This window comes from Paraburkholderia sp. JHI2823, from assembly GCF_038900695.1.
In the GTDB taxonomy this organism is placed as follows: domain Bacteria; phylum Pseudomonadota; class Gammaproteobacteria; order Burkholderiales; family Burkholderiaceae; genus Paraburkholderia; species Paraburkholderia mimosarum.
Window position 1 is genome coordinate 99,488 of the sequence record NZ_JAYMRY010000027.1, and the last position, 10,848, is coordinate 110,335.

At 67.4% G+C, this 10,848-nt stretch carries 12 protein-coding genes; 4 read left to right on the forward strand and 8 right to left on the reverse strand.

The annotated features are described in order from the left end of the window. The first annotated feature begins 120 nt into the window (after window positions 1-120). Window positions 121-999 (forward strand): LysR substrate-binding domain-containing protein, encoded by an 879-nt coding sequence (locus VSR34_RS25495; protein ID WP_028212106.1) that lies wholly within the window; start codon window positions 121-123, stop codon window positions 997-999. 64 nt (window positions 1,000-1,063) lie between these two features. Here the strand turns inward: VSR34_RS25495 and VSR34_RS25500 are convergent, their stop codons facing one another. From VSR34_RS25500 to VSR34_RS25515, 4 genes are all read right to left on the reverse strand, one after another. Continuing rightward, window positions 1,064-1,720 (reverse strand): hypothetical protein, encoded by a 657-nt coding sequence (locus tag VSR34_RS25500; RefSeq protein ID WP_028212105.1) that lies wholly within the window; start codon window positions 1,718-1,720, stop codon window positions 1,064-1,066. Between the two features lie 346 nt (window positions 1,721-2,066). After that, window positions 2,067-2,762 carry a histidine utilization repressor gene (gene hutC, locus VSR34_RS25505; protein ID WP_342963888.1) on the reverse strand — a complete coding sequence of 232 codons (696 nt, stop codon included), beginning with the start codon at window positions 2,760-2,762 and terminating at the stop codon, window positions 2,067-2,069. A gap of 46 nt (window positions 2,763-2,808) precedes the next feature. Further along, window positions 2,809-4,344, reverse strand: a complete 1,536-nt coding sequence (hutH, locus tag VSR34_RS25510) for a histidine ammonia-lyase (RefSeq protein ID WP_342963889.1) — start codon at window positions 4,342-4,344, stop codon at window positions 2,809-2,811. Window positions 4,345-4,468: 124 nt separating this feature from the next. Then, entirely contained in the window at window positions 4,469-5,422 is a 954-nt protein-coding gene (locus tag VSR34_RS25515; protein ID WP_342963890.1) for a LysR substrate-binding domain-containing protein, read from the reverse strand. Window positions 5,423-5,535: 113 nt separating this feature from the next. On the opposite strand from VSR34_RS25515, the gene VSR34_RS25520 reads away from it, so the two are divergent. Both VSR34_RS25520 and VSR34_RS25525 read left to right on the forward strand, forming a co-directional pair. Next, window positions 5,536-6,441, forward strand: a complete 906-nt coding sequence (locus VSR34_RS25520; protein WP_342963891.1) for an NAD-dependent epimerase/dehydratase family protein — start codon at window positions 5,536-5,538, stop codon at window positions 6,439-6,441. A 108-nt stretch (window positions 6,442-6,549) separates the two neighbouring features. Next, window positions 6,550-6,732 (forward strand): hypothetical protein, encoded by a 183-nt coding sequence (locus VSR34_RS25525; protein ID WP_028213616.1) that lies wholly within the window; start codon window positions 6,550-6,552, stop codon window positions 6,730-6,732. Window positions 6,733-6,847: 115 nt separating this feature from the next. Here the strand turns inward: VSR34_RS25525 and VSR34_RS25530 are convergent, their stop codons facing one another. Genes VSR34_RS25530 through VSR34_RS25540 form a run of 3 tightly spaced genes read right to left on the reverse strand, consistent with a single transcriptional unit; the run spans window position 6,848 to window position 8,437 of the window. Then, window positions 6,848-7,588, reverse strand: coding sequence for a thioredoxin family protein (locus VSR34_RS25530; RefSeq protein WP_028213615.1), 741 nt, complete (start codon window positions 7,586-7,588; stop codon window positions 6,848-6,850). 31 nt (window positions 7,589-7,619) lie between these two features. Continuing rightward, on the reverse strand, window positions 7,620-8,024 hold the full coding sequence (locus VSR34_RS25535) for an SRPBCC domain-containing protein (protein WP_081723485.1): 405 nt from the start codon (window positions 8,022-8,024) through the stop codon (window positions 7,620-7,622). Further along, the gene (locus VSR34_RS25540; protein ID WP_342963892.1) at window positions 7,970-8,437 is read right to left on the reverse strand and encodes a metalloregulator ArsR/SmtB family transcription factor; all 468 of its coding nucleotides are present in this window, start codon (window positions 8,435-8,437) and stop codon (window positions 7,970-7,972) included. Before VSR34_RS25540 ends, VSR34_RS25535 begins: the two co-directional genes overlap by 55 nt. Window positions 8,438-8,604: 167 nt before the next feature. Between VSR34_RS25540 and VSR34_RS25545 the strand changes: the two genes are divergently transcribed. Next, window positions 8,605-9,000, forward strand: a complete 396-nt coding sequence (locus VSR34_RS25545; protein ID WP_342963896.1) for a hypothetical protein — start codon at window positions 8,605-8,607, stop codon at window positions 8,998-9,000. Window positions 9,001-9,111: 111 nt separating this feature from the next. Here VSR34_RS25545 and VSR34_RS25550 read toward each other — a convergent pair whose 3' ends face one another. Beyond that, the gene (locus VSR34_RS25550) at window positions 9,112-10,548 is read right to left on the reverse strand and encodes an NCS2 family permease (protein WP_342963893.1); all 1,437 of its coding nucleotides are present in this window, start codon (window positions 10,546-10,548) and stop codon (window positions 9,112-9,114) included. Window positions 10,549-10,848 lie beyond the last annotated feature (300 nt).

Sequence of the window (10,848 nt, forward strand, 5' to 3'; positions counted from 1 at the left end):
TTCTCCGAAGCAAGGGGGCAGGCAACGAGCCTAAGGGACGGAACGAGTCCAGTATCCGTGCGTCCCCGCGTTCAGACAAACGCGTTATATTGAAGTCTTCGATCAATTTTTCTTATACCAATGAAGACCCTCGATCTCGACGTGCTCGCCATGGTCGTGGCCGTTGCGGACGCCGGCAGCTTCGTGCGCGGCGCCGCGCTCGTGCACCGCTCGCAGGCGGCGCTCAGCATGCAGATTCGCGCCCTCGAGGAGTCCATCGGCAAGCCGCTCTTCATCCGCGCGCCGCGCAGCGTGACCCCCACGCCCGACGGGCAGACGCTCATCGCCTACGCGCGGCGCATGCTCGCGCTGCGCGACGAGGCGTGGGCCTCGCTTGCGCACCCGGAGGTTACGGGGCGGGTGTCGATCGGCGTGCCCGACGACTATGCTTCGTCGCTCATGCCGCCCGTCTTGCGCAAGTTCTCGGCGAACTGGCCCAAGGTGGAAATCCAGGTGATCGGTCTGCCGAGCAGCTCGCTCATGCCGCTTCTGAAGGACAACAAGATCGATCTTGCCTGCGTGACGCGCACGCGTGGCCTGGCCGGTGAGTTCATCCGCTTCGAGCCGATGGTGTGGGCCGCGCCACCGGCCGCCGTGAGCGCGGCGAGCGGGCGGGAAATCTGGCGCGAGCGGCCGCTGCCGGTCGCCCTCTTCGGCGGCGGCAGCGTCGCACACACGAACGCAATTCAGGCGCTGGAGCGCGCGAAGATCGCGTATCGCACGTCGTATGAGAGTCCGAGCCTGATGGGGCTATGCAGCATGGTGGCCGCCGGACTCGCCATCGCGCCGCTCGCGCGCTGCGCGGTGCCTGAGAACTTCGTCACGCTCGGCCGCCAGCACGGGCTGCCCGCGCTGCCAGAACTCGAAGTGGTGCTTGCGCGCAGCGCGCGTTCGAATCGTCCGCCGTGCGACTTTCTCGCCGATCAGATACTCGCGGAACTGCGCGTCCAGGAGCGCTGATTCGTTGGCCGTCGATGCGCGGGACACTGCGCGCAACGATGTGGGCGCCGGCGCGGGCAACGCATCATTCGTCGCCTAGCCGGGAAAGCAGCGCATAGAGGCGCGTGACATGCCTCAGCAGCATTTCGCGATGCTTCTCGATCTGCTCCAGACGGCCTTCGAGATCGGCGCGCACGCGCTCGTCCGGATCGGCGTAATTGATCACGTCCTCGATGCGCGAGCGCAGCACCGCGGGCTCGACCGGCGGCACGCTGAGATAGCGTTCGAGCTTGCGCACGTCCTGCGCGGCGAGATCGCGGATCTTGCGCATGCCCGCGAGACGCCGGTGTGCCTCGGACGACGGCGCGGGCGCCCCCTCCTCGCGCTTCGCGCCCTGGCCGAAGATCGGCTCCGCGCGCAGCACGGGCGCCTTGCGCACCGGATGCGCGGTACCGCGAAAGCGCGCGCGCGGCGTCTCGCTCGCAATCGCTTCGCGCGCTTCGTCGGGCACCTCGGCGCTGTCGTGCCTCACATCCATCCAGCCTTCGGGCAGGCCCGTGACGGCCTCCACGCCGCGCACGAACTCAGCGCTGAAGTCGCGCTGGCCCGACACGATCAGCTTCATGTAACTCGCGGAAAACGTCATCATGCGCGCGAGCCGCGTGGCAGAGCCGACCTCGCGCGTGAGCAGCACCAGATTGGCCCGCCACATCGGCATGAGCGTGGCGTTGGCATCGTCCATTGCGGGGCTCCTCCTTCGTTCGCACACACGCCAATGATACGGGCTGCGGCGCACCGAGGGCCGGTTACACGAGCTCTTTGGCCCCTGTCGGCACGCGCCGCGCTCCATTGGGAAGAACCAGCAAGGAATATGCCGAGCCCGATCGGCCAGGCACAGGAAAAGCGGAAGAAAACGGCGAACAGCGGTGCGGCGCACGCACGGCCCGTCACGCACGGCCTCACCGGCGCGGCCCGACCTGCGCTGATCGACCTGTGCGGCCCGACCTGCGCGGCGCGACCTTCGCGGCGCGACCTACGCGGCCCGACCTGCGCGGCGCGACCTACGCGGCGCGACCTACGCGGCCCGATCAAAAATGGCCCGTGAAGCGGTAGCGGCTACCCGGATGCCAAAGATTGGCGACCGTCGCCACGAGCCCGCGCGAGCGGGTGCGCCGGTGCAGCACGAGACAGGGCTCGGCCTCGCCCATGCCCAGACGCGCCCGCGTATCCGCTTCAGGGGCGAGCGCCTCGATGCGGTACTCCACGCCCTGCAGCGGCGCCACGCGCACGAGGTACTGGTTCGGCGTGATGTGCGTGAAGTCCTGCGCCGCGTAGTCGGGCGCGATGGCGGGGTTGACCCAGCGCTCCTCGAGCTGCACGGGCTCGTCGTTCTCGAAGTGCAGCACGCGCGAGTTGAACACCTTGTCGTTCGCGGCCAGCCCCATTTCGATGGCGAGCGCCTCGTCGGCGGCGAGCACGCCGATCTCCAGCACCTCGGCACGATAGCGGTGTCCGCGCGCGAGGATTTCGTCGGAGATGCTGCGGATCGCCACGAGCGTCGACTCGTATTTGGGCCGCGCGACGAACGTTCCCGCACCCTGCACGCGCGTGAGCACCTGCTCCGCGGTGAGTTCGCGCAGCGCCCGGTTCACGGTCATGCGCGCGACCCTGAACTCGCGCGCCAGTTCGTTCTCCGAAGGCACCTGGTCGCCCTCGCACCACTCTCCCGCATGGATGCGCGCAAGGATGAAGTCCTTGATCCCCTGGTACGCGGGTGCGTTCATCGCCTTGGCCCGTGCTTTGGTTCGCGTGATTTCGCGCGATTTTGCGTTATTGCGCCTCGGACTCGAACGCGAACGGGCTATGCCTGGCGATCGCCCCGTTCTGCACGAGACGCGTGAGCGCTGCGATGTCCGGCGCGAAGTAACGGTCGAGATCGTAATGCGGCACCTCGGCGCGCACCGACTGCATCACGTGCGCGAGCGCCGGGCTCGTGTGGTGCGGCGCGCGCAGATCCACGCCCTGGGCCGCGGCGAGTAGCTCGATCGCGAGGATGTTGGCCGTGTTCTCCGCGATGTCCGCGAGCTTGCGCGCGGCGAACGTCGCCATCGAAACGTGGTCTTCCTGGTTCGCCGAGGTCGGCAGCGAATCCACCGAGGCCGGATGCGCGAGCGTCTTGTTCTCCGAGGCGAGCGCGGCCGCCGTCACGTGCGCGATCATGAAGCCCGAGTTCACGCCGCCGTCCTTCACGAGGAAAGGCGGCAGGCCCGAGAGCGTCGCGTCGATGAGCAGCGCGATGCGGCGCTCGGCGAGCGCGCCGATTTCGGCGGCGGCCAGCGCGAGGTTGTCGGCGGCGAAGGCCACCGGCTCGGCGTGGAAGTTGCCGCCCGAAAGCACTTCGTTCGTTTCCGGGAAGATCAGCGGGTTGTCCGAGACGGCGTTCGCCTCGATGAGCAGCACCTGTGCGGCGTGGCGCATCTGGTCGAGGCACGCGCCCATCACCTGCGGCTGGCAGCGCAGCGAGTACGGGTCCTGGACCTTGCCGCAGTCGCGGTGCGAGAGGTTGATCGCCGAGCCTTCGAGCAGCGTGCGGTAAGCGGCGGCCGCCTCGATCTGGCCGCGATGGCCGCGCAGCTCGTGGATGCGCGCGTCGAACGGCTTCACCGAACCCGCTGCCGCGTCGACGCTGAGCGCGCCGGAGACGAGCGCCGTGCGGTACAGGTCTTCGATCGCGAACAGGTTGTAGAGCGCGAGCGCCGTGGAAGCCTGCGTGCCGTTCAGGAGCGCGAGACCTTCCTTCGCCTGGAGCGCGAGCGGCTTGAGGCCCGCGGCGGCGAGACCCGCTTCCGCGCTGGCGCGCTCGCCGCGAATGAACACTTCGCCGATGCCGAGCAGCACCGCCGACATATGCGCGAGCGGCGCGAGGTCGCCCGAGGCGCCCACCGAGCCCTTCACGGGAATGAGCGGGAGAACGTCGGCGTTGAAGAGCGCGATGAGTGCATCCATCACTTCGCGGCGAATGCCCGAATGACCGCGGCCGAGACTCGACAGCTTCAGCGCCATCAAGAGACGCACGACCGGACGCGACATCGGCTCGCCCACGCCCACGGCGTGCGAGAGCACCAGATTGCGCTGCAGGAGTTCGAGCTGGTCGTTCGGAATATGCGTGCTGGCCAGACGCCCGAAGCCCGTGTTGATGCCATAGGCGGGCTCGCCCTTCGCCGTGATTTCGGCAACGGCGCGCGCGCCCGCATCGATGGCCGCGAAGCTGGCCGGATCGAGCTCGAGCCGCACGGCCTCGCGCGCGATCTGGCGCAGGTTGGGCAGGGTCAGATGGCCGGGCGTGAGGCGAAGGGTCGGGAGCATGGTCGAATCCTGTCTATACAAGTCGCGAAATTGGCCGAAAGTCTAGCCTGGCGCGCCTGTCTATACAACTCCTCTTCCTGGCCCGCGTGACCTGGGACTATCCACGAGAGCGCCGCTTGCCCCGTCACGCGTCGAGTTGCAGCCTGCCCCCGATAAATGCGAGAAAGCACTGCACGCGGGCCGCGAGCGCCGCGCTGCGGTAGTACACGGCGTGAACCGGCTGGCGCGCCTCGACGAGCGCATCGTCGAGCACGGTCACGAGGCGCCCGGCCTCGCGGTCGGCCGTGGTGAGAAAGTCGGAGAGGCAGGCAATGCCGCTGCCGGCGAGCGCGAGCTGGCGTATCGTCTCGCCGCTCGACGCGAGGAGCGAGGGTGCGATCGTGTAGCCGGGCTCGGCCAGTTGCGCCTCCAGCGCTGCCTGCGGTCCGGCTACGCCGTCGGTGACGCCGTCGCCTGCGGCCGCCCGCAGCGGCCAGCGATTCAGATGCGCGGGCGCCGTGAAGCCGATCAGCCGATGCCCGCCCAGCGCCGCCACGCTGCGCGGCGCGCCGTGCGCGGCGAGATAGCCGGGACTGGCGACGATGCGCAGCCGGCTCGTGCCGAGCGCACGCGCGTGAAGCGTGGAATCCTGGAGCGTACCGATGCGAATTGCGATATCGACGCGCTGCTCTAGCAGATCGACGATGCGCTCGTTGTTCGTGAGTTCGAGCTGGATCTCCGGATAACGCTGCGCGAACGCCGCGACGTGCGGCACGATGCAATGGAGCATGAACGGCGTGGCGGCGTCCACGCGCAGCCGTCCTGAAGGGCGCTCGCGGTGACGCGTGACGGCCTCCTCGGCGTCCGCCATCGCGGCGAGGATCGCGCGGGCGCGCTCCAGAAACAGCTCGCCCTCCTCCGTGAGCTGCAAGCGCCGCGTCGTGCGCAGGATCAGTGCGACGCCGAGCTGCTTTTCGAGCCGGGTGAGCGCGCGGCTCACGCCCGATACCGTCTGTTCGAGCTTTTCCGCGGCGGCTGTGATCGAACCCGCGTCGATCACCGTGACGAATACGAGCAGTTCGTCGGTCGACGTCTTCATCGTTGATATTGTTGATCTGCAGTCAAGATTCATTTGAGACTAACACGCTTTTTGCAAAGCACGGATGCACCGATACTGGCCGCCAACGCAATCCGGACACTAGGGAGCAACCCATGAAAGTTTTCGTGACAGGCGCAGGCGGTTTCATCGGCGGGACGATCGCGGCGCACCTCGTGCGCGCGGGACACGAGGTGCACGGCCTCGTGCGCCGGCCCGAGCAGTTCGCCGACCTCGAAAAGCTCGGCATCGCGCCCGTGCAGGGCGATCTCGACGACCGCGAGACGCTGATGGCACAAGCGCGCGCCGCCGACGCCGTGATCAACGCCGCGAGCAGCGACCATCGCGGCGCGGTCGAGGCGCTCATCGACGCGCTCGAAGGCTCCGGCAAGACGCTGCTGCACACGAGCGGCTCGAGCATCGTGGGCGACGCCTCGGGCGGCGAGGCGACCGCGCGCATCTATCACGAAGATGCCCTACCCGAACCGACTGCCGACAAGGCGGCTCGCGTGGCCATCGACAAGCTCGTGCTCGCGAGCGCGGCGCGCGGCGTGAAGAGCGCCGTGCTCTGCAACACGCTGATCTACGGCGAGGGCGCCGTGCGGGGTGCGGCGAGCGTGCAGTTGCCGCGGCTCATCCGCCAGGCGCAAAAGAGCGGCGTGATGCGCCACGTGGGGCGCGGCCTGAACATCTGGTCGAACGTCCACGTCGGCGACGTGGCGGAGCTTTACCGCCTCGCGCTGGAAAACACACCGGCGGGCACGTTCTACTTCGTGGAAAGCGGCGAAGCGAACTTCCGCGACATGGCCACGGCGCTCGCCGATGTCATGGGGCTCGGCGCCCCGCAGGACTGGCCGCTCGAAGCCGCGATCGAGGAATGGGGCTATGAAATGGCGTCCTATGGCCTCGGCTCGAACAGCCGCGTGCGCGGCGAGCGCGCCCGCGCGCTGCTCGGCTGGCAACCGTCGCGTACGTCGGTGGTCGACTGGATCCGCACTGAGATGCGAGTTCCGCAAAAATAGGTGCGACACCGCACGTCATTGTTGCGTATCCGTAAGGCCGGTCCGCTAGAATCCGGGCATTTCGCACTACCTGCCCGCGCCCCGCATGCGCCGGCACCGGATACGCCAATGCTACTCGCGCTGAACTTCGACTGGCTGACCAATCTGCTCGCCATCCTGTTCATCCTCGCGTGCCTCCACGACGTGCGCTACGACGAATATGGCACGCTGACGCTCGCCGCCGGCGCGATGGGACTCATCGTGATGGCGATCGAAGTGTTGTTGCGCCCCGCGTTCGAGATGTCGCTCTAGCGCGAATCATCGTGCGAAATTCGTACGAGATTGGTGCAAAACTCGCACGATGATTTCGCGGCTGGCGCGGCGACTTTCGTTGCGCCAACAACCAATCTTGCCCGTTACACTGCCGCTATGATTTTTCGTGCCCACAGCACGACGACTGCGCGGGCGCATTTTCGTAGCGATCGTGGTGACGCATCCACTCGCGCATGTCCTTCTTTTCGTTTCGGCCCTTCGCGGTCAACTCCAGCATCGCATACGTGCCGATCAGCATCTCTGCGCCGCGCGCGTACGTCGAATACGTGTGATACACATTTCCCGCTTCGTCGCGGTAGAACGCGCTGACACCGGGCAGCTCGTCGCTCATGTAATCCTGCTCCGCATAGTTGTAGATCGCCTTGCCGCGCGCCTTGTCGGCCTCGCTGAACGAGACGTGATAGTCGAAGTTGAAGTCGCTGCCATGCGAGGACACCCAAGGGAAGCGCCAGCCCATGCGCTTTTTGAACGCCTCGATTTTCGCGAGCGGCGCGCGGGAAACGGCGACATAGGTCACGTCGTGATGCTCCAGATGCGTCAGCGCGCCATCTACATGATCGGAGAGAAACGAGCAGCCCGGGCAGCCCTCTTCCCACTCCGGGCCGAGCATGAAGTGATAGATGAGCAACTGGCTGCGCGGGCCGAACAGCTGGGCGAGCGTGCGCGGGCCTTGTGGGGTTTCGAAGGTGTACGTCTTGTCGACTTTCACCCATGGCAACGCCTGGCGTTTCGCCACCAGTGCATCGCGCGCGTGCGTGAACGCGCGCTCTTCGGCAAGAAGCGCCTTGCGCGCCTCGGTCCATTCGTTCTGCGAAACAATCTTGTGAGATTCCATGCTCGCCGCCTCCTTTGTGAACCCGCGCCGCTCAGTTCTGTTCCGAGTCGAGCAGCGCCACCAGTTTATCGATCGCGCTCGTCCAGCCCTCGTTGTGCGAATCGCGCACCGCTTCGTCGAAGAAGCGTTCGTGCTTGAGCGTGAGTTCGGTCGCCGGCCCGTCGGCGCGCAGGGTCATCGTAACGAGCGACTCCCGCTCCGGCGTGTCGCGCCATGCCCACGTGAACACGAGCTTCTGCTCCGGCACGACTTCGAGATACGTGCCGCTCACCTCGTGAGTCTCGCCGTTCGCGCCGCGCATGATCACGCGAAAGCGCCCGCCCACGCGCACGTCGGCTTCGGCGTGAATGCAGGTGGTGTCGAGCGGCTGCATCCAGCGCATCAACTGCGCCGGCTGCGTCCACGCGGCGTAGACCTTCGCGGCGATGGCGTCGATGCGTCGCCGGACGGTGAGGCTCGGAGCGTCCTGGGCACGACGGGCGGCGCCGGCTCCGGGCCCGGCTGAGGGTTGGGTCGACATGCATCTTCCTCCACGAATGCGGCAAGACGATCGAGCGCGTCGCTCCAGAAGCGCTGATAGTGCGCGAGCCATTGCATCGCGTCCTCCATCGGCCCCGCAGCGAGCCGGCAGGCCACGGTGCGGCCGGTTTTCGCGCGCGTGACGAGGCCCGCCTGAGCGAGCACGTCCAGATGCTTCATGACCGCCGGCAGCGACATCGCGAACGGCTGCGCGAGCGCGCTCACCGAGAGTTCGTCGTGCTGCGCGAGGCGCGCCAGCAGCGCGCGCCGCGTGGGATCGGCGAGCGCCGCGAACGTGCGGTCGAGGGCGGCGTCTTCATACTTAACCATATGGTTTAGCATAGGCGACGAACGCGGGATGTCAAGGACGATGCCGATGCATGCGCCAGGCAATGGCGGAAGACGGCGGCGCGCACCCTCCCAACGCCGCCGCTAGAATGTCGATTCCGCCGCGCGGCCTTGTTTCGCCGCGCGGCCTCTCCCAAGTCCGCCAGCCCATGCCGTCCAAAATCCGCAACTCGCTGCTCTGGATATTCGACGCCTTCGAGCGCGAGCCAGGCTACCTCTGCAAGCGCATGTTCGGCTGCGACGCCGCGTATCTGGACGGTCTGCTGTGCCTCGTGGCCGCCGACCGCGACCCGCCGTTCAACGGCTTGCTGGTTTGCACGTCCCAGGAGCACCACGCGTCGCTCATCGAGGTGATGCCGGCCTTGCGTGCGCATCCCGTGCTCGGCAAATGGCTTTATGTACCGCAGGCCGATGCCGCGTTCGAGGACACCGCCGAACGGCTGGCCACCCTCGTCCTCGCGCGCGACGCGCGTATCGGCGTGGAGCCCAAGCCGCGCAAACCTCGCAAGGCCGGCAACGCGCGCAACAGCGTCCTGCCGGACTAACGCGGCCTGCAGGCCTGCGCGACGCAAAAGCGACACGGCCCGCGCCGCCATGAAGCGACGCGGGCCATTCCGCCGCCGTGGTCACGCGGCGAACGACCGGCCGGGCCCTGCTCAGATAGACCAGCCACCGAGGTAGAACGCGGCCAGCACGCCGGCGATGACGACCGTGCCCACGTTCAGCTTGCGGATTTCGCCGCTCACCAAACGGCCGATCACGAGGGTGCAGAAGCCCAGCATGATGCCCGTGACGATGTTCGCCGTGAGCACGATGAACACGGCGCACACGAGGCCCGACATCGCGTCGACCATATCGGCCATGTCGAGTCGGCTCACGCTCGATAGCATCATGAGACCCACGTACATCAGCGCGGGCGCCGTCGCGTACGAGGGCACGAGGCCCGCGAGCGGGGCGAAGAACATCACCGCGAGGAACAGCACGCCCACCAGGGCGGCGGCGAGGCCCGTCCGTGCGCCTGCGGCCACACCCACCGTCGATTCGATATAGGCCGCCGCCGGCGCGCCGCCGAAGAAGCCCGAGAAGATGGAGCTGAGCGAGTCGGCCGTGAGCGCGCGAGCGCCGTTGACAATGCGCCCGTTCGCATCGAGCTGGCCCGCCTGCCCCGCCACGGCGCGGATCGTGCCGGTGGCGTCGAACACGGCCGTCATCACGAGCGCGAGCACGCTGGGCAACACGGCGAGCGAGAGCGCGCCCTTGATGTCCATCGCGCCGATCAGCGAGGCATGGCCCGGCGCCGAGAGCGAAGGCCACGCGAACACGCCGTGAAAGGTCACGGCCGGATCGATGGCGAGGCCGAGTGCCGAGATCGCGACGATCACGATCAGGATCGCGCCCGGGACGCGGCGGCGCACGAGGCCGAAGATCGCAGCGAGCCCGATCACGGAAAGGATCACGGGCAGCGACGTGATAGGGCCTAGCGAAACGGGCAGGCCCGCGCCTGGATTCTTGATGACGAGACCTACGTCGTTCGCGGCGATCAGCAGCAGAAAGAGCCCGATGCCGATGCCCGTGCCATGCGCGATGCCGTGCGGCAGATTGCGCAGGATCCACGAGCGCACGCCCGTCACCGAGATCGCCGTGAACACGAGGCCCATGAGGAACACCGCGCCGAGCGCCACTTCGGGCTTGAGCCCCTTGCCGAGCACGAGGCCGAAGGCCGTGAACGCCGTGAGCGAGATGGCACAGCCGATCGCGATCGGCAGGCGCGCCCACAGGCCCATCAGCAGCGAGCCGAACGCCGTCGTGAGGCACACGGCCACGAATACGGCGCTGGTGTCGAAGCCCGCCTTGCCGAGCATGCCCGGCACGACGAACACCGAATAGACCATCGCGAGGAAGGTCGTGACGCCCGCGATCGCCTCCTGGCGCAGCGAGCTGCCGCGCGCGGCAACGTCGAAATAACGGTCGATGAAGCCAGTGGCCGTGCCGAGGCCGGTGGGCTCGGCGATCGGCTCGACTGCGGCCCCGGTCGTGCCGGCAAGCGGCTGCGCGTGGGGTTCGATCATGGTGAGTGCCTCCTTTATCAGCATGCTGAAACGGTTCGTGGCTCACCGGCCCGATCCGTCATCAGGTTCGTCTCGATTGAATGGTCGTGTCGACGCGTTGCCGGCGCCTTGCTTCTGAAAGGCTCCCGCACGCCGAACCTGCGATGTGCGAAAGCCGTGCGGCGCTCATCGTTTTGACATCTCTTTATGGATGGAGCGAAGGTTAGGCGAACGCGATTTGTGCTCCCATCGCGCGCGTCGCATTGAGGTCATGCCGCGCTGGTTATATGCCCGCGAACAGGGCCCCATACACGCACCGTCCCCGCGTTTACACCTGGGCGGGGA

Excerpts from the sequence above, each read along its gene's own strand:
- VSR34_RS25540 (WP_342963892.1), bottom strand. The coding sequence starts at position 8,437 with ATGGTTAAGTATGAAGACGCCGCCCTCGACCGCACGTTCGCGGCGCTC.
- VSR34_RS25530 (WP_028213615.1), bottom strand. The coding sequence starts at position 7,588 with ATGGAATCTCACAAGATTGTTTCGCAGAACGAATGGACCGAGGCGCGC.
- VSR34_RS25520 (WP_342963891.1), top strand. The coding sequence starts at position 5,536 with ATGAAAGTTTTCGTGACAGGCGCAGGCGGTTTCATCGGCGGGACGATC.
- VSR34_RS25550 (WP_342963893.1), bottom strand. The coding sequence starts at position 10,548 with ATGCTGATAAAGGAGGCACTCACCATGATCGAACCCCACGCGCAGCCG.
- VSR34_RS25495 (WP_028212106.1), top strand. The coding sequence starts at position 121 with ATGAAGACCCTCGATCTCGACGTGCTCGCCATGGTCGTGGCCGTTGCG.
- VSR34_RS25525 (WP_028213616.1), top strand. The coding sequence starts at position 6,550 with ATGCTACTCGCGCTGAACTTCGACTGGCTGACCAATCTGCTCGCCATC.
- hutC (WP_342963888.1), bottom strand. The coding sequence starts at position 2,762 with ATGAACGCACCCGCGTACCAGGGGATCAAGGACTTCATCCTTGCGCGC.
- VSR34_RS25500 (WP_028212105.1), bottom strand. The coding sequence starts at position 1,720 with ATGGACGATGCCAACGCCACGCTCATGCCGATGTGGCGGGCCAATCTG.
- VSR34_RS25545 (WP_342963896.1), top strand. The coding sequence starts at position 8,605 with ATGCCGTCCAAAATCCGCAACTCGCTGCTCTGGATATTCGACGCCTTC.
- hutH (WP_342963889.1), bottom strand. The coding sequence starts at position 4,344 with ATGCTCCCGACCCTTCGCCTCACGCCCGGCCATCTGACCCTGCCCAAC.
- VSR34_RS25515 (WP_342963890.1), bottom strand. The coding sequence starts at position 5,422 with ATGAAGACGTCGACCGACGAACTGCTCGTATTCGTCACGGTGATCGAC.